Origin of the sequence: Streptomyces antimicrobicus (assembly GCF_020532625.1) — a bacterium.
Lineage (GTDB): Bacteria > Actinomycetota > Actinomycetes > Streptomycetales > Streptomycetaceae > Streptomyces > Streptomyces antimicrobicus.
The window spans coordinates 1-17,288 of the sequence record NZ_JAJAUY010000125.1; the positions used below are offsets into that span (position 1 = coordinate 1).

13 protein-coding genes are annotated in these 17,288 nt (G+C 72.6%); 4 read left to right on the forward strand and 9 right to left on the reverse strand.

Annotated elements, in window-relative coordinates; genetic code table 11:
- Positions 1 to 60 precede the first annotated feature (60 nt).
- The 8 genes from LG632_RS23995 to dpgA form a co-directional block, all read right to left on the reverse strand.
- Complete coding sequence (locus tag LG632_RS23995; RefSeq protein WP_226729525.1) at positions 61 to 903, reverse strand: phytanoyl-CoA dioxygenase family protein; 843 nt, start codon at positions 901 to 903, stop codon at positions 61 to 63.
- A gap of 82 nt (positions 904 to 985) precedes the next feature.
- On the reverse strand, positions 986 to 2,125 hold the full coding sequence (locus LG632_RS24000; RefSeq protein WP_226729526.1) for a glycine amidinotransferase: 1,140 nt from the start codon (positions 2,123 to 2,125) through the stop codon (positions 986 to 988).
- 32 nt (positions 2,126 to 2,157) lie between these two features.
- A complete protein-coding gene (locus tag LG632_RS24005) occupies positions 2,158 to 2,370 on the reverse strand; it encodes a ferredoxin (protein ID WP_226729528.1) in 213 nt (70 codons plus the stop codon).
- Between the two features lie 14 nt (positions 2,371 to 2,384).
- Positions 2,385 to 3,575: a cytochrome P450 gene (locus LG632_RS24010; RefSeq protein WP_226729530.1), complete on the reverse strand. Its 1,191-nt coding sequence runs from the start codon at positions 3,573 to 3,575 to the stop codon at positions 2,385 to 2,387.
- Positions 3,572 to 4,867 (reverse strand): aminotransferase-like domain-containing protein, encoded by a 1,296-nt coding sequence (locus tag LG632_RS24015; RefSeq protein WP_308109063.1) that lies wholly within the window; start codon positions 4,865 to 4,867, stop codon positions 3,572 to 3,574. The genes LG632_RS24010 and LG632_RS24015 overlap by 4 nt, the downstream gene beginning before the upstream one ends.
- 6 nt (positions 4,868 to 4,873) lie before the next feature.
- Entirely contained in the window at positions 4,874 to 6,232 is a 1,359-nt protein-coding gene (dpgC, locus tag LG632_RS24020; RefSeq protein ID WP_226729532.1) for a (3,5-dihydroxyphenyl)acetyl-CoA 1,2-dioxygenase DpgC, read from the reverse strand.
- Entirely contained in the window at positions 6,229 to 6,945 is a 717-nt protein-coding gene (gene dpgB / locus LG632_RS24025) for an enoyl-CoA-hydratase DpgB (protein WP_226729534.1), read from the reverse strand. The genes dpgC and dpgB overlap by 4 nt, the downstream gene beginning before the upstream one ends.
- 20 nt (positions 6,946 to 6,965) lie before the next feature.
- Complete coding sequence (gene dpgA / locus LG632_RS24030) at positions 6,966 to 8,027, reverse strand: 3,5-dihydroxyphenylacetyl-CoA synthase DpgA (protein ID WP_226729535.1); 1,062 nt, start codon at positions 8,025 to 8,027, stop codon at positions 6,966 to 6,968.
- 106 nt (positions 8,028 to 8,133) lie between these two features.
- Here dpgA and dpgD point away from each other — a divergent pair, with 106 nt between their 5' ends.
- The gene (gene dpgD, locus LG632_RS24035; RefSeq protein WP_226729536.1) at positions 8,134 to 8,937 is read left to right on the forward strand and encodes an enoyl-CoA-hydratase DpgD; all 804 of its coding nucleotides are present in this window, start codon (positions 8,134 to 8,136) and stop codon (positions 8,935 to 8,937) included.
- A 22-nt stretch (positions 8,938 to 8,959) separates the two neighbouring features.
- Here the strand turns inward: dpgD and LG632_RS24040 are convergent, their stop codons facing one another.
- Positions 8,960 to 10,120, reverse strand: coding sequence for a glycine amidinotransferase (locus LG632_RS24040; RefSeq protein WP_226729538.1), 1,161 nt, complete (start codon positions 10,118 to 10,120; stop codon positions 8,960 to 8,962).
- Positions 10,121 to 10,322: 202 nt separating this feature from the next.
- On the opposite strand from LG632_RS24040, the gene LG632_RS24045 reads away from it, so the two are divergent.
- From LG632_RS24045 to LG632_RS24055, 3 genes are all read left to right on the forward strand, one after another.
- Positions 10,323 to 11,366, forward strand: coding sequence for a methyltransferase (locus LG632_RS24045; RefSeq protein ID WP_226729540.1), 1,044 nt, complete (start codon positions 10,323 to 10,325; stop codon positions 11,364 to 11,366).
- Between the two features lie 38 nt (positions 11,367 to 11,404).
- Positions 11,405 to 11,620: an MbtH family protein gene (locus LG632_RS24050; protein ID WP_226729542.1), complete on the forward strand. Its 216-nt coding sequence runs from the start codon at positions 11,405 to 11,407 to the stop codon at positions 11,618 to 11,620.
- A gap of 56 nt (positions 11,621 to 11,676) precedes the next feature.
- Positions 11,677 to 17,288, forward strand: a 5,612-nt coding sequence (locus LG632_RS24055; protein ID WP_226729543.1) for a non-ribosomal peptide synthetase, incomplete at its 3' end; no start/stop codon positions are given.

Consider the following 17,288-nt stretch of genomic DNA (forward strand, 5'->3'; position numbering starts at 1 on the left):
GCCCCCCCCCCCCCCCCGCCGCGGCCCCCCCCGGCGGGGGGGCGCCCGCTTCCGTGTCCGTCAGGCCGGGTCGGCCGCCGGCAGCAGGCCGAGCCGGTCGTCGTGCCGGGCGGTCAGGGGCGTGGTGTCCCGTCCCACCAGGAAGGCCGGACGGGTCGGCGCGGCCGGGGCGTTGGCCACCGCGTTGTACGTGATCAGCAGCAGGGCGCGCCGGTCGGCGGAGCGGTTGTTGGAGGAGGAGTGCACGATGCTCGGGTGGAAGGCGTGCAGGGAGCCCGCCTCACCCAGGATCGTGCGCCGGCCGTTCTGCTCGATCAGCCGCTGCGCCCGGGCCGGGTCGACCGTGTACGCGAGGTCGTTCGAGACGTGCCGGCGCCAGTCCGACGTGCCGTCCTGCGACGTCGCCGGCAGGTCGAACAGGCCCATGGTGTGCGAGCCGGGGACCACCACCAGCGGGCCGTTCTCCTCGTGCACGTCGTCCAGCGGGATCGCGAAGTTGACGGCGTCGGGACGCGGCATCGCGTCCTCCTCGCTCCAGAACGCGAAGTCCTGGTGCCACGGCCACGCCGCGCCCTCGCGCGCCTGCTTGAGGTTGACCTTGAACTGGTACACGTAGACCGGGCCGCCGATCAGCGTCTCGGCCAGCTCCACCAGCAGGGGGTGGCGCACGAGCGACGCGCAGACGTCGTCGAACTCGTGGCACCCGTGGATGGCCCGGACCACGTCGCTGTCCTTCTCGTGGACGACTTCCGGACGGCGCTGCGCGCTGATCCGGGCCACCCGCTCGCGCAGCAGCTCGACCGACGCGTCGTCGAAGCGGTAGGGCAGGGGGCAGGAACCGTCCCGGTCGTAGGCGGACTTCAGCTCGGACAGGCTTGCGCCTGTGACGGTGGGCGTGGACATGGGCATGCTCCTCGTTCTTCTCTGGTGCTGGTACTGCGGGCGGCCGTGCGGAGCCGCTGTTCTCCTGCGGTCGGCCCGGGCCTCAGCCCAGGTAGTCCTCGGCGCCCCCGGCACGCACGGTGTCGAGGGTGAAGCAGTGGAAGCCGCCGCCGAACAGCCGGCGGTGCCGGTGGCGGACCGGGACCACGGTGTAGCCGTGGTCCTCCAGCGTGCGGATGAGCGTCTTGCACGCGTCGTTGACCATGACCGTCGACTCGTCGATCGACAGCAGGTTCAGGTCGATGTACGGGCTCGGCGGGATCGGGTCGCCGCCCTCGTACTGCGGGTAGTCCTCCAGCGCCGGGGTCGGCGCCACGATGACGTCCCAGGCGCGCAGCGACTCGGGCAGGTAGTCCCGGACGCCTTCCGAGCGCAGCAGCAGGGTGCCCGGCCGCAGCGCCACGATGACGCTGTCGATGTGGCTCTGGGTCAGCTTGTGCATGCGGTGGATGCGGAAGCGGCCCTCGACGTGGCGCTCCAGCCAGTCGACGGCGAGGGCGTGGTTGGCGTTGGAGATGTTCACGATCACGTCGCGCCCGAAGCGCAGCGCGTTCGCGCCGTCGATGAGCATCTCCAGACCGACGTCGTACGGCGACGGCCGGGGCTCCAGCGGCACCTCGACGTTCGGGGCGGCCGTGGCCACGTTCCCCGGGTCGAAGGAGTTGTCCGTCATGATCGGGCGCGGCATGGTGGTCCAGCGGGCGCCCTGCAGGAAGTACTCCTGGAAGATCGGGGCGAGGAACTTCGTCTCGAAGTAGCGGGCCCGGAGCATCGGCGGCGTCTCGATGATCTCGTCACCGAGGATCAGCGTGTTGTCGCGGACGTTGAGCGGCGGCGTGACGGGCGCGGACCAGAAGGGCGTGGTCACGCCCCGGTCGAACTTCTCGGGCGCCAGCGGCCGGTGGACCGTGACGCCCAGCGACCGCAGGGTGTCGGCCATGCCCTCGACGTCCTCCACCAGCTCGTCGGCGAGACGCTGGCGGAAGGCGATGCGCTCGGGCGACTCGGAGGTCCGCCCGTCCTGGGACACCCGGATGGTGGGGTAGTAGCCCCGGGCGCCGGTGAGGTTGTCGCTGATGAACATGTCGAAGGACAGGTCGCGCACGCGCTGGGCGTAGTTGTCGGCGGAGCCGACCACGACCTCCTTGAGGGAAGACCATTCGTCGTAGCTGTTGAGCTTCATGATGCGGGGTCCTTGGGTGGAGCGGGCGGGAATCAGCGCGCGGTGTCGTCCGCGGCGGCGACGAGGATCGCCTGGACGGGGCAGAGGCCGGCGGCCTCGTGCACGGCTTCGTGCAGGTCCTGGGGCGGCTGCTCGTCGAGGAGGACGACCGTGCCGTCCTCGTCGTCCTGGTCGAAGATCTCGGGGACGGCCAGGGCGCACTGGCCGGACCCGACGCAGGCGTCGGGCTCGATGGAGAGGTGCATGGGTACGTGGGTCCTTACCAGGTGACCGGGAGGCGGTGGACGCCGTAGACGCTCATGTCCGTGGCGAGCGGGACCTCCTCGGGCGGGACGGCCAGGGCGAGGGTGGGGAAGCGCCGGAACAGCATCGGCAGGGCGGTGCGCATCTCCATGCGGACGAGGTTCTGGCCCAGGCACTGGTGGATGCCGAACCCGAACGCCATGTGCCCGGCGGTCTTGCGGGTGAAGTCGAGCCGGTCGGGGTCCTCGAACCAGCCCGGGTCGCGGTTGGCCGCCGGGATCGACACGGTGATCGACTCGCCCGTGCGGAACAGGTGGCCCTCGAACTCCACGTCCTCCAGCGGCGTGCGCGGCACCCCGAAGTGGAAGACCGAGAGGTAGCGCAGGAGTTCCTCGACGGCGTTGTCCGTGATCGAGGGGTCCTCGCGCAGCAGCGCCAGCTGCTCCGGGTGGGCGAGCAGCGCCAGGGTGCTCAGGCTCAGCGAGCTGGACGTGGACTCGTGGCCCGCGGTCAGCAGCAGGACGCCGACGCCCGCGATCTCCTCGGCGTCGAGGGTGCCGTCGTCGGCGAGCATGGCCAGCAGGCCGTCCGCCGTCCGCGTGCTGCCGCTCGCCGCGAGCCCGCGCAGGAACCCGTACAGCCGGTCCATCGCCTCGGACGCCTCCGCCGCCGTCGCGTTGAGGCTGAAGAGGATCTCGCTGTTGCGCTGGAACTCGGCGCGCTCGCTGTACGGGACCCCGAGCAGCTCGCAGATCATCAGCGAGGGCACCGGCAGGGCGAAGGACTCGACGAGGTCGAGGGGGCCGCCGCGCTCGGCCATGGCGTCCAGCAGGTCCTCGACGATGCGCTCGATCTGCGGACGCATCTCGCGCATGCGCCGGGCGGTGAACTTGCCGGCCAGCTGCTGGCGCAGCCGCGTGTGCTCGGGCGCGTCCATGTCGACCAGCCAGCCCGGCAGGGCGGGGGCGCCGTAGAACGGGTCGGCGCCGGGCCGGGACACCGGCGCCCGCTTGAACTCCGACCGGGCGCTGAAGCGCTGGTCGGCGAGCAGCTTGCGGGCCAGGGCGTGGCTCGTGACCAGCCAGCCGACGTGCCCGTCGGGGTAGCGCATCCGCCGGACCGGTTCGTCCGCGCGGTACTTCGCCAGTTCGGCCGGCGGGTCGAAGGGGTTCTGCCGCACGGTGGGGTGGGTGTCTATTGCTGTCATGACCGGATCTCCTTGGTCAGAAAAGCGGCCAGTCGCCGCACGCCTTCCTCGATCCCGGCGCGGTCGAGATAGCTGCACGAGAGCCGTATCTGCGTGTCGCCCGCGCCGTCGAGGTAGAACTGGTCCATCGGTGTCCACAGCACCCCGTACTTCGCCGCCGACACCTCCAGCAGGTGGGCGTCCGCCCGCACGGGCAGCTGGACGCGGACGAAGAAGCCGCCTTCGGGCCGGTTCCAGGTGATCCCGGGCGGTGCACCGGCTGCGCCGAGCTGCTCGTCGAGGGCTTCGGTGAGGGCCGTCAGGTTGCGCTGGTAGAGCTCGGCCTTGCGGCGGCTGAGCTCGACGAGGGAGCCGCCGTGTTCGAGCAGCATCCCGGCGATGACGGCCTGGGCCAGCGGGGAGGTGTTGACCGTGACCATCGTCTTGAGGGTGGCCAGTTCGGCGGCGAGCGGCCGGGTGCCGCCGCCCCCGGTCGCCACCCGCTGGTCGGCCACGACGTAGCCGACCCGGGCGCCGGGGAAGGCGACCTTGGCGAACGTCCCGATGTGGACGACCCGGCGGCGGGTGTCGAGGGCCTTCAGGGGCGGCAGTTCGGTGCCCGCGCCCGCGGTGAACCCGTACGCGTTGTCCTCCAGGACGAGGAAGTCCTCGCGTTCGGCCAGCTCCAGGAGCCGGTGCCGGCAGTCGAGGGACATCCGTCCGCCGCCGGGGTTGGAGAAGTCCGGTGCCACGTACAGGGCGCGCACGGACCGCCCCGCCTGCCGCGCCGCCCGGCAGGCGCGGGCCAGCCCGTCGAGATCGACGCCCTGGTCGGTCTCGTCGACCGGTACGACGTCGAGGTCGAGCAGGCGGGCCGCGCCGGTGATGCCGACGAAGCAGGGATTGGCGACGGCGAGGACCTGCCCGGGGGAGGCAAACAGGGCGCGCAGGACCAGGAGCATCGCCTCCTGGGCCCCCACGGTGATCACCAGGTCCTCGGGCGCACAGGCGATGCCGTGGTCGCGCCCGAGCGCCTCGCCGACCACGTCGCCCACGAGGCCGCGGCTGGGCCCGTACTCGAAGAGCGTGCGGCGGGCCCGCTCGGGGTCGGCCCCGCGCTCCCGGAGGTGGGCGAGGTACCGGTCGGTGTAGCGCTGGAGGTCCGCGTCGGGCAGGGTGTCGGGGTGCGGGGCGCCCGGGGCGAAGGAGATCGCCTCCGGGAAGCGCCCCATCACCTCGTTGAGGAAGCTGAGGGATCCCAGCACGGGCGCGCGCAGCGATCCGTGCAGCAGGGACGGGTCGAGATCCGGCACGGCGCCTCAGTTCCTCGCCTGCGAGCGCTGCCAGCGCCGCTCGACCTTGGCGAGGACGTCCTCGCTGTACGAGCGGGCCACCTGGACCACCGCGAACTCGGCCAGGTAGGACCGGAACAGCTCCAGCGGTTCCTCGGTCAGGGCCAGCATGCGCCGGTTGGCGGCCACGGCGGGGGCGCTGAGGTGCCGCACGGCCGCTTCGACGGCCTCGGTCAGCTGCCCGGCGGGCACCACCTCGTCGCAGACCAGGTGCGCGTCGGGGTCGGCGGTAGTGATGCGCCGGCCGCCGAGGATGACCCGGCGGGCCTCGCGGGCCCCGGTCAGCCGGCCCAGCCGCAGGTTGCCCAGACCCGGGACGATGCCCTCCTCGGCCGCGGGGAGGCTGAAGTAGGCCCCCTCCTCGGCGACGACGTGGTCGAGGACCAGCAGCAGCTGCATGCCGCCGCCGATGGCGAAGGCGTCCACGGCGCCGATCCAGGGCTTCTGAACGGTCCGCTCGGCCCAGACCGGGTTCTGCGCGGCGGTCAGCAGGCCCCGGTACATCTTGTTGATGTAGCCGAGCTCACGGCCCAGCAGGAACTCGGTGAACGAGATGTCCCCGTTGCGCAGGTCCTTGAGGTTGATGCCCGCGCTGAAGACGCGGCGGCCCCGGTAGCGGGGGTGGTCCACCTCTCCGCCGCGCAGGACGCCGACCCGGATCCGGTCGTCGAGGAGCACGAGGTCCACCGCCGTCTCCAGGTCCCGGATGAGGCGGTTGTCCTCGGCGTTGAGGCAGTGCGCGTTGCGGAAGGTGATGTGCCCCGCCTCGCCGACCCGCTCGACGAGTACGGAGTCCAGCTCGACCCGCCCCGCGTCACGGAACGCAGCCAGCAGGTCCAGGGCCCGGGCGGTGGGAAGCAGCATCGCGTCGACGAGGTGCGCGCCCGCGGAGGGGGAGCGCAGCACCGCCGCGCAGAAGATCGCCTGGTCGATCTCCCGGCCGTCCTTGTCGGCCTGGACGAAGGCGTCCTCCGCCGCCATCTGCGCCGGGGTGGGGACCAGCCCCGGGAAGCGGTCGGCCGCCGCGCGCAGCAGTTCGGCCAGCCGCAGGTGCCGGCCGCGCGCGGCCGTCAGTTCGTCGTAGACGGCCTCGGCGTGCAGGGCCAGGAACGCGCGCCGCGCGTCGCGGCCCGCGGTGAGCACGCTCTCGGCACGGGCCTGCTGGGCCTCGTCACGGGCGGGCCTGGGCGGCAGCGCGGCGAGCACGGCCTCCCCGTCGGCGGCGTACGCGGTGAGCGCCGCGGCGTCGGTGGCGAGCACGCCGCCGAAGTGCGGGACGGGAGCGGACCGGGCAGGGAGCGCCCCGGTGGGGGCCACGGTGGTCATGCGACGGCCTCGCTGAGTTCCGCGGCGGTGCTCCCGGCGGGCTCCGCCGCGGCGCGTCCGGCGGCGGCCGCGCGCAGCCGGCGCAGCTCCCGGTCGCAGGCGGCGAGGTGGAGGCCGAGGGCCTCCTCGTACTCGGCGGTGACGGCCTCGGCGATGAGCTGGCGGCGCAGCGCCGTCTCGCGGTTGGAGAGCCGCCCGGTGAGCGCGGTGGCGGTGGCGAGCGCCTCGACGACGCTGTCGGCGGACTCGTCGATCAGTCCGAGGCCGACGGCCCTGCCGAGCGGGATGTCGGTCCCCCACATGACGATCTGGCGGGCCCGCTGCGCGCCCAGGTGGCGCACGAGCCGGTAGAGCGTCATACCGGGCCAGAAGTGGCCGTCGTTGACGGGCAGGGCGAGGCGCAGCCCGCTGGCCGCGATGCGGAAGTCGGTGGCGAGGAGCAGGTCGAGGGCCGGTCCGGCGCAGGTCTCCGCGGCCACGGCCACGGTGATCGCGTCGAGCTTCTCCAGGCGGCGCACGGCCCGCTCCCAGCGGTTGACCGCGGAGACGGTGACGTCCCCGGGCCACTGCGGGGCGTCGCCGCCCGAGGTGAGCCGCAGGACGACGGCGCCGGTCGCCCGGTGCGTCTCGACCTCGTCGCAGAGGGCCTGGACGGTGGCGGTCAGCTCCGCGAGGGAGAGCGTGGCGTCGATCTCCACGATATTGCTGTGCATGAGGGCAGAAATTCCTTCCGTCACCAGGAGACCAGAGCCATTTCGATGGTCGATCCCGGACCCATGGTCATGAGGACACCGAATTCACCGGGGGCGGTCACGCCCTCGGCACGCAGCCGTTCGTAGGAAAAGAGGAACGAGCCGCTGGAGACATTGCCGTGGTCGCGCAGGACCCCGGTCGTGTGCCGCACGTCGTGGCGGCTGAGTCCGAGATTGGCCCGCACCGCGTCGATCACCTTCTTGCCACCGGAGTGGATGACCCAGTGGGAGATGTCGGAGCGGAGCAGGCCCGTACCGGCCAGGAGCCGGTCGAGTGCGGTCTCCGCGTGGGCGCCGACCACGTAGGGGACTTCCGGGTCCAGGTAGAAGCTGAACTTCCCGTGGGAGTCGTCCCAGTCGTAGCGCATCGCGCCCACGGCCTCGGGGATGATGCAGCTGGAGAACTTGAGCAGGGCGGGGTCCGCGCCGGCGGGGCCCTCGGGCTCCTCGGCCGGCTCGGTCGCGGGGGTCGCGGGGGTCGTCCCGGCGGGGTCGGACGGGCCGTCGGCGGTGGCGGGCGCCATGACCGCGAGGGCCCCGGCCCCGTCCCCGAAGAGGCTGTTGACCACGGACGAGCGCATGGTGCCGTCGAAGACGTACGCCGCCGAGCAGGCCTCGATGCAGACCAGGAGGGCGAGTTCGCCCGGGTGGGCGTTGGCCCAGGAGGCCACGGCCGTCAGGGCGTTGAGGCCGGCGTTGCAGCCCATGCCCACGACGTCGAGCCGCGAGGTGTGCACGTCGAGGCCCAGCTCCTTGATCAGGAGCGCGGAGAAGCCGGGCGTGAGCAGGCCCGTCGTCGTGGTGACGCACAGGTAGCGGATGTCCTCCAGGGAGGCGCCCGCGTCCTTCAGGCAGGCCTCGATCGCCTCCCGGCCCATGGCGAGCCCGCCCGCGCGGTGCTTGCGCAGGAGTTCGCCCTGGGTCTCCGTGGCCCGGGAGCCGTCCGGCAGCAGGGGCGGCAGGGTCAGGCCGCGGCGTTCGATGGCACTGTTCAGGAATATCGACCGCACCCGCGGATCGGTGATTCCGAACTCGTCGAGCATCTCCTGCTGCGTATAGGAAGTCTTGGGTACGGCGGTGCCGACTCCCTTTATCCTCGGCGGATTTACTGCCAATTTCACACTTGCTCCCTGAGGTTACAATACTTCCATGCAAAAGCAATCAGCGGTGCGGTACGAGAAGAACGACCACGTGGCCCGGATCACGCTGGACCGGCCCGAGGTGCTCAATGCCATGAACCTCGCCATGCACGAGGAACTCGCCGAAATCTGGGACGATTTCGAGAGCGACGACGACCTGTGGGTCGCGGTGCTCACCGGTGCCGGCGAGCGCGCCTTCTGCGTCGGTCAGGACCTGAAGGAGCTGGCGGCCCGGGACCGGGCCGGCAGTGCCGCGCCCGCCACCTTCGGCAGCCGTGGCAAGCCGGGCTGGCCGCGGCTGACGGAACGTTTCGACCTGGCCAAGCCGGTGGTCGCCGCCGTCCGGGGCCACGCGCTGGGAGGCGGCTTCGAGTTGGCCCTGGCCTGTGACATCGTGATCGCCTCCGAGGACGCGACCTTCGCACTGCCCGAGGCCAGGCTCGGTCTCATGGCCGGGGCCGGCGGTGTCTTCCGGCTGACCCGCCAGCTGCCGTGGAAGACGGCGATGGGTCACCTTCTGACGGGCCGTCCGATGGACGCCCGGCGGGCCTACGAACTCGGCCTCGTCAACGAGGTCGTCCCCGGTGACGAGCTCGACGCGTGCGTCGAGGGCTGGGTCGCCGACCTCGTGCGGTGCGCCCCGCTCTCCGTACGGGCGATGAAGGAGGCGGCCACGAAGTCCGCCACGATGCCGCTCGAACAGGCCTTCGCGACGCGCTACCCCTGGGAGGAGCGGCGGATGCACAGCAGGGACGCGGTCGAGGGACCGGCGGCCTTCGCCGAGAAGCGAGCTCCCCGGTGGGAGGCCCGCTGACGGGGGCCGTTCCCGGGCGGCGTCAGCCGAGGTAGTCCTCTGCTCCGCCCTCGCGCACGGTGTCGAGGGTGAAGCAGTGGAACCCGCCGCCGAACAGCCGCCGGTGGCGGTGCCGTACGGGTACGACCGTGAACCGGTGCGCCTCCAGGGTGCGGACGAGCTCCGGGCAGGCCTCGTTGACCAGCACCGTGTCGGGACCGACGGAGAGCACGTTGAGGTCGATGAAGGGGCTGGTGAGGATGAGGTCGTCGTCCTCGTAGCGCGGGAAGTTGTCGCTCGTCGGCTGCGGCGCCACGATCATGTCCCAGGAGCGCAGCGCCTGCGGCAGCTTCTGCGCCACCGCCTTCGAGCGGACCAGCAGGGTGCCCGGCCGCAGGGCGAGGACCATGCTGTCGATGTGGCTGTCGCTGAGCTGGTGCACGCGGTGGATCCGGAACCGGCCTTCCAGGTGCCGCTCCAGCCAGTCGACCGCGAGCGCGTGGTTGGCCGTGGCGATGTTCGCCACGATGTCCCGGCCCAGACGCAGGCACTGCGCCGCGTCGAACATCATCTCCAGGCCCACGTCGTACGACGACGGCTGCGGGTCCTCGATCGGCTCCGTGGGGCCGCCGGCCGTGCTGGTCCTGACGTACGACAGGTCGAAGGAGGCGTCGGTCATCATCGGGCGGGGCATGACCGTCCAGCGGGCCCCCTGCCGGAAGTAGTCCTGGAAGGTCTGCTTCAGGAACTGGGTCTCGAAGTACCGGGACCGGATCATCGGCGGCGTCTCGATGATCTCGTCCCCGACGATCAGGGTGTTGTCACGGACGTTGAGCGGCGGCACCACCGAGGCCGACCAGGCGGGCGTGCGGACCTCGGTCGTCGACGCGTCGACGTCGGCCGGCCGCAGCACCTTCACCCCGAGCGAGCCGAGCACCCCGGCCAGCTGCTCCAGGTCCTCGTTGAGCTCGGCGACGTACCGCTCCTTGATCGGGACCCGGCCGTCCGCCGGCTGCCGCGGCGCGGTGCCCGGGGACGACAGCCGCGGGTAGTACCACTCGGAACGGCCGGCGTTGTCCGTCGCCAGGTTGTCGTGGAAGAAGAGGTCGAACGACAGCTCCCGCTCGTGCGACACGTAGTTCCGGGCGGAGCCGACGATCACCTCCTTCAGGGGTGACCACTCGTCAAAGCTGTTCAGCTGCACTGCACGATCCCTCATTTCCGGTAGCCGGCTCTCCCGGCCGCTCCCCTCGGAACGCTACTGCGTGACCTCGGCCCCTCCACCCGGATGGCAATTATTTGCCACTCGCCAGGCAACCCCTGACAGCGCGGTTAGGTTCGGTCGTGGCTCGGGGCTCGACTCCGTCAGAGTCACGTCAGACGCATCGGAAATGACAGGAACAAAAATGGACAGCTTGCACGACGGCGACCCGGTTTTCGAACGCTTTCAGTTCCTCGTGAATGCGCCCGCGCTGTTCAACGCGGTCGCCACGGCGGTCGAGCTGAGGATCTTCCACTTCCTCGCCGACAACCCCGGCTCCGGCATCGAGGAGATCCGCGCGTTCACCGACATGCCGCGGCACCAGCTGCGCGTCCTGCTGCAGGCGGTGTGCACGACCGGCCTGCTGCGCCGGGAGAACGGCAACTACGTCAACTCCGCCGTCGCCCAGGACCTGCTCGCCTCGGACGCCGAGGACAGCTGGGGCCACATCATCGTGGGCTGGAAGGAGGTCTACTACCCGGCCTTCGCCCACATGACCAAGGCCCTCAAGGCCGGCACCAACACCGCCCTGGACGCCTACCCGGGCGACGAGCCCACGCTCTACCAGCGCCTTTCGCGCAACCCCGAGGTCGAGGCGGTCTTCCACCGCGCCATGAGCGCCTTCACCCTCCAGTCCGTCGACGCGCTCGTCGAGCGCCCGGAGTTCGCCTCCGTGCGCAAGCTCCTCGACATCGGCGGCGGCGACGGCACCACCTCCGCGCGCCTGGTCGCCCGCCACGAGCAGCTCAGCTCCACCGTCTTCGACATGCCGAGCGTCTCCAAGCTGGGCGAGGAGAAGGCCTCCGCCGTCCTCGCGGACCGCGTGGAGCTCCACCCCGGGGACATCTTCAACGACGAGTTCCCGCTCGGCAGCGACGCGGTGCTCTTCAGCCACGTCCTGGAGATCTTCTCCGAGGACCAGATCCTCGGTCTGATGAAGAAGGCCTACGACGCGCTCCCCGTCGGCGGAAAGGTGTTCGTCTACGGCTACAACGTCTCCGACGACGAGACCACCGGAATCTTCGGCGCGCGCCTGGGCCTCTACTTCAACGTCCTCGCCAGCGGCCAGGGAATGGCCTACCCGGCCCGGGACTACGAGGCCTGGCTGACCCAGGTCGGCTTCACCGGTGTGGAGACCGTCACCGGAATGCCCTACGAGCACGGGCTCACGCTCGGCGTGAAGCAGTAACCACCCCCGCCCGTACACCATCTGAGGAGATCCCCACCATGGCGAATCCCTTCGACGACCCCGAAGGCCGCTTCCGGGTCCTCGTCAACGACGAGGGACAGCACTCCCTCTGGCCCGAGTTCGCGGAGGTACCGCCGGGCTGGACGGTGACGTTCGGAGTGTCCGACCGGGCCTCCTGCGTCGAGCACATCAACGCCACCTGGACGGACATGCGGCCGCGCAGCCTGGCAGCCGCCCTCGACCGAACCGCCTGAGCCCCCTCGGGCATGCCCGTCGCCGCGGCGACAACCATCTTTAGGAGCGAGAGACGATGATCGTGGGTTCGGTGCCGGCATCCTTCCGGGAGCAGGCGGCGCGCACGCCCGACGCCGTGGCCGTGCGGTGCGCCGGCCGCAGCCTCACCTACCGGGAACTGGACGACCGGTCGGAGCGGCTGGCGAAGCGGCTGGCCGCCGAAGGCGCCGGGACCGAGCGTCCCGTGCTGGTCCTCATGGACCGCACGGCCGAACTGGTCGTCGCCCTTCTCGCCGTCCTGAAGACGGGGGCGTACTACCTCCCGCTGCACCCCGCCAACCCGGACGACCGGATGGCGTGGACGGCGGCGGACAGCGGGGCCGCGGTCCTGCTGACCGACGCGGCGATGCGCGACCGGGCCCCGCGGGGGCCGGTCGTCGTACGCGCCGACCTGGCCGACGAGGCGCCCGCGCAGGAGCTGCCGGAGCTGTCGGAACTGCCGGGGCAGGGCGTCGACCCGCACCCCGACCAGCTCGCCTACGTCATGTACACCTCGGGCTCCACCGGCACGCCCAAGGCCGTCGCCGTCACCCACCGCAACATCACCGACCTCGTCGGCGACGCCATGTTCGCCGCCGCCGGGGCGCACGACCGCGTCCTGCTCGTCACCTCGTACGCCTTCGACCCGTCGACGTACTCGATCTGGTACCCCCTGCTCCACGGCGGCACGGCCGTCATCGCCACCGAGGAGCAGCTCACCGTCGACCGGCTGGCGGACCTCCTGGCCGAGGAGCGGATCACGGCCGCCGAGTTCCCGGCCGGCCTCTTCCGGGTCATGGCCGAGGAGCGCCCGGAGTGCTTCGCGGGCCTTCGCGAGGTGCTCACCGGCGGGGACGTCATCCCGGCCGCCGGGGTGCGCGCCGTCCTGGCCCACTGCCCGGGCACTCTGGTCCGCGGCACCTACGGCCCCACCGAGACCACCCTCTACGCCTCCCAGTCCCGCTGGACCGACCCCGCCGCGGTCCCCGACCAGGTGCCGATCGGCCACCCGCTGGACGGGATGCGCGCCTACGTCCTGGACGAGGCCCTGCGTCCGGTCGCCCTCGGGGAGACCGGTGAGCTCTACCTCGCGGGCGCCGGCCTGGCCCGCGGCTACGCCGGCCGTCCCGGGCTGACCGCCGACCGCTTCGTGGCCGACCCGTTCGGCGCGCCCGGCGAGCGGATGTACCGCTCCGGCGACCTGGCCCGGTGGAACGACGAGGGCCGGCTCGAGTTCGCGGGCCGCGCCGACGGCCAGGTCAAGATCCGCGGCTACCGGGTCGAACCGGGGGAGATCGAGGCGGTCCTCTCCGGCCACGAGGGCCTGCGCCAGGCCGTCGTCACGGCCCGCGAGGACGTCCCCGGCGACAAGCGCCTGGTCGCCTACGTCGTCCCCGAGGAGGACGCCGCGGCGGACGACCAGGCGTTCCACGACGCCCTGCGCGCCCACCTGGCCGCCCGGATCCCCTCCTACCTGATGCCGTCGGCCTTCGTCACGCTGGAGCGGCTGCCGCTGACCGCCAACCACAAGATCGACTACCGGGCGCTGCCGGTCCCGGCCCAGGCCGCCGGCCCCGCGGGCGCCGGACGCGGTCCGCGCACGGACCGCGAGGCCCTGCTGTGCCGCCTGGTCGCCGAGACCCTCGGCGTCCCCCACGTCGGCATCGACGACGACTTCTTCGCGCTCGGCGGCGACTCCCTGCACGCGACCCGGCTGGTGAGCCGCATCCGCGCGGCACTCGACATCGACCTCGCCGTCGCCGCCGTGTTCGACCACCCGCGGGTGGCCGCCCTCGCCGCGGTCTGCGAGGCCGGAACGGGCCCCGGCGGCGCCCCCTCGGACGCCACCGCGCGGCCGGCCGTGCGGCCGGCCGCACGCCCGGACGTCCTCCCGCTGTCCGCCGCCCAGTACCGCATGTGGTTCCACAGCCGACTCGAAGGACGGTCCGCCGCCTACCAGCTCCCCGTGGCCGTCCGGCTGCGCGGCGCGCTCGACCGGGCCGCCCTCGAAGCGGCCCTGGGCGACCTGGTCGACCGGCACGAAGCCCTGCGCACCGTCTTCCCGCAGTACGACGGCGAGCCCTGCCAGGTGATGCTCCCGGCCGGGCAGGCCCGACCCGAGCTGCCCGTCGAGCACGCCGACGACCTCGACGCCGCCCTGCGCGCCGCGGCGCTGGACCCCTTCGACCTGACCACCGATGTGCCGCTGCGCGCCCGCCTGTTCCACGCGGGCCCCGACGAGCACGTCCTGCTGCTGGTCCTCAACCACATCGGCACCGACGGCTGGTCGATGGGCCCCCTCACCCGCGAACTGGCCGACGCCTACACGGCCCGCCGGGACGGCCGGGCCCCGCAGTGGACGCCGCTGCCCGCGCAGTACGCCGACTACACCCTGTGGCAGCGAGAGCTCCTCGGCCCGGTGCAGGCCCCGACCCCGCTGGCCGAGCGCCAGCTGGACTTCTGGCGCCGGACGCTGGCCGGGGCCCCGGAGGAGCTGGAGCTGCCCCTGGACTTCCCCCGCCCCGCGGTCGCGGGGACCCGCGGCGGCGCCGTGCCGCTGGAGATCGCCCCCGAGCTGCACGACGCGATCGTCCGGCTGGCCCGCGCCACCCGTACCAGCGTGCACATGGTCCTCCAGGCCACCGTCGCCGCCCTCCTGACCCGCATCGGCGCCGGCACCGACATCCCCCTCGGCGGTACCGTCGCCGGACGCACCGACGCCGCCCTCGACGGCTTGATCGGCTTCTTCGTCAACACGCTGGTGCTCCGCACGGACACCTCCGGCAACCCCAGCTTCCGCACCCTGCTCGGCCGGGTCCGGGAGGCGGACCTCGCGGCCTACGCGCACCAGGACGTGCCCTTCGACCAGGTCGTGGAGGCCGTCAACCCGGCCCGCTCGCTGTCGCGGCACCCGCTGTTCCAGGTCATGCTCACCCTGGAGAACGCGGGCGGCTACACGTTCACCCTGCCCGGCCTGGCCGCGTCCGCCCAGGAACTGCCCACCGCCGCCACCGCGTTCGACCTCCTCTTCGGCTTCACCGAGCACTACGCCGAGGACGGCTCGGCGGCCGGTGTCACGGGCCGCCTGGAGTTCGCCGCGGACCTCTTCGAGCCGGCCACCGCCGAGCTGCTGGCCGCCCGGTTCGCCGTACTGCTGCGCCGGGCCGTCACCGACCCGGAGCTGCCGCTGGACGACATCGACCTGTTCCTCGACGGCGAACGCGACCTGCTGCGCGCCGCCACCGGAACCGAACCCACCGAGCTCCCGGACGCCTCGCTCACCGCGCAGATCGAGGCCCAGGTCCGCCGTACGCCCGGCGCGCTCGCCGTCTGCGCGCCCGACGGCGAACTCACCTACGCGGAACTCAACGAGGACGCCAACCGGCTGGCCCGGCACCTGCTCGCCCGCGGCATCGGCCCCGGCAGCTGCGCCGCCGTCGTGCTGCCCCGCGGGACCCGGCTGATCACCACCTTCCTGGCGATCCTCAAGGCGGGCGCCGCCTACCTGCCCATCGACCCGCAGTACCCCCGCGAGCGCATCGAGTTCATCCTCGACGACGCCCGACCCGCCGTGTGCGTCACCGACCACGACGGCGCCACCACGCTGCCCGGCCCCGTCCTGGACCTCGACGCCGAGCAGACCACGGCCGCCCTCGCCGCCGCCCCCGCCCAGGACCCCGGCGACGCGGACCGCCCGGCGCCCCTGACCGCCGAGACGCCCAGCTACGTCGTCTACACCTCGGGCTCCACGGGACGGCCCAAGGGCGTCGTCCTGCCGGCCCGCGTCCTGATCAACCTGCTCGCGTGGAACGCCTCGCTGTTCCCGTACGAGCCCGGCTCCCGCGTCTCGCAGTTCAGCGCCGTCAGCTTCGACGCCTCCGAGCACGAGATCCTCACCGCCCTGCTCAACGGCAAGACGCTGTGCGTGCCCGACGAGGACACCCGCCTGAACCCCGCCCGGCTCGCCGCCTGGCTGGACCAGGAGCGGATCACCGAGTTCTTCGCCCCCGACCTGGTCATCGCGGCCGTCTACGAGGCGGCCGCCGAACAGGGACTGGAGCTGGCCGCCCTGCGCCACGTCGCGCAGGCCGGCGAGGCGCTCCAGCTCACCCCGCAGGTCCGCGACTTCCACGCGGCCCGGCCCGAGCTGCTGCTGCACAACCACTACGGCCCCTCCGAGACCCACGTCGTCACCAGCGCCACCCTGCCCCGCGACCCGGCCGACTGGCCCACGGCCGCCCCGCTCGGCGACGGCATCTGGAACACCCGGCTGTACGTCCTCGACGAGCGCCTGCGCCCCGTGCCCGTCGGCGTACCCGGCGAGCTGTACCTCGCCGGCGACGGCCTGGCCCACGGCTACCTGAACCGCGCCGACATGACGGCCCAGCGTTTCGTCGCCGACCCGTTCGGCGCCCCCGGCGAGCGGATGTACCGCAGCGGCGACCTCGTGCGCCGCCGCGCCGACGGCGCCCTGGCCTTCCTCGGCCGGGCCGACGACCAGGTCAAGATCCGCGGGGTCCGGGTGGAGCTCGGCGAGCTCAACGCGGTGCTGACCGCGCACCCCGGCGTGGGCCAGGCGGCCACCGTGCTGCGCGAGGACCGGCCCGGCGACAAGCGCCTGGTCTCCTACGTGGTGGCGGCGCCGGACGCCGCCCTGCCGCCGTCGGAGGAACTGCGCCGGCACGTGGCCGCGGCCGTACCCCAGGCGGTGGTGCCCGCCGCGTTCGTCGAGCTCGACGTGCTGCCGCTGACGTCCAACGGCAAGCTGGACCGGCGCGCCCTGCCCGCCCCCGTGTACGGCGGTGCGGCGGGCCGCGCCCCCCGCACCCCGGCCGAGCACATCCTGTGCGCGCTGTTCGCGGAGATCCTCGGGGCCGGCACGGTCGGCGCCGACGACAGCTTCTTCGATCTGGGCGGCCACTCGCTGCTCGTCACGCGCCTGGTGAACCGGATCCGGGTGACCCTGGGCCGCGAACTCGCCGTGCGCACGGTCTTCGAGGCGCCCACCCCCGCCGAGCTGGCGATCCGCCTGGACGAGGCGGGGCAGGCCCGGCCCGCGCTCGTGCCCGCCGCGCACGGGGAACGGCTGCCGGCCTCCCCGGCCCAGCAGCGGCTGTGGTTCCTGGACCGGCTGGAGGGCGCCAGTGCGACGTACAACCTGCCGGTGCGTTTCCGGTTGTCGGGGCGCGTGGACGCCGAGGCGCTGGAGCTCGCGCTCGGTGATGTGGTGGCCCGGCACGAGTCCTTGCGGACCGTGTTCGCCGAGGCCGACGGCGCGGACGGGGACAGCGGCCGGGCGCTGCAGGTGATCCTGCCGCCGCAGCCCTTCGCGCTGGAGCGCGTGGTGTGCGGGGCGGACGAGCTGCCGGAGGTCCTGACGGCCGCGGCGGGTCATGTCTTCGACCTGGCGGTGGATCTGCCGTTGCGGGCGACGTTGGTGTCGACGGGGGAGGAAGAGCATGTCCTGCTGCTTCTGCTGCACCACATCGCGGGTGACGGGGCGTCGATGGGTCCGTTGACGCGTGATCTGGGTGAGGCGTATGCCGCTCGGCTGGGTGGGAGCGCCCCTGCCTGGGAGCCGTTGGCGGTCCAGTACGCGGATTACACGTTGTGGCAGCAGCGGTTGTTGGGTGAGGAGGGGGATCCGGA

Coding starts and splice junctions, on each gene's coding strand:
- dpgD (WP_226729536.1), top strand. CDS start 8,134: ATGCAAAAGCAATCAGCGGTGCGGTACGAGAAGAACGACCACGTGGCC.
- LG632_RS23995 (WP_226729525.1), bottom strand. CDS start 903: ATGTCCACGCCCACCGTCACAGGCGCAAGCCTGTCCGAGCTGAAGTCC.
- LG632_RS24000 (WP_226729526.1), bottom strand. CDS start 2,125: ATGAAGCTCAACAGCTACGACGAATGGTCTTCCCTCAAGGAGGTCGTG.
- LG632_RS24005 (WP_226729528.1), bottom strand. CDS start 2,370: ATGCACCTCTCCATCGAGCCCGACGCCTGCGTCGGGTCCGGCCAGTGC.
- LG632_RS24010 (WP_226729530.1), bottom strand. CDS start 3,575: ATGACAGCAATAGACACCCACCCCACCGTGCGGCAGAACCCCTTCGAC.
- dpgA (WP_226729535.1), bottom strand. CDS start 8,027: ATGCTCGACGAGTTCGGAATCACCGATCCGCGGGTGCGGTCGATATTC.
- LG632_RS24050 (WP_226729542.1), top strand. CDS start 11,405: ATGGCGAATCCCTTCGACGACCCCGAAGGCCGCTTCCGGGTCCTCGTC.
- LG632_RS24045 (WP_226729540.1), top strand. CDS start 10,323: ATGGACAGCTTGCACGACGGCGACCCGGTTTTCGAACGCTTTCAGTTC.
- dpgC (WP_226729532.1), bottom strand. CDS start 6,232: ATGACCACCGTGGCCCCCACCGGGGCGCTCCCTGCCCGGTCCGCTCCC.
- dpgB (WP_226729534.1), bottom strand. CDS start 6,945: ATGCACAGCAATATCGTGGAGATCGACGCCACGCTCTCCCTCGCGGAG.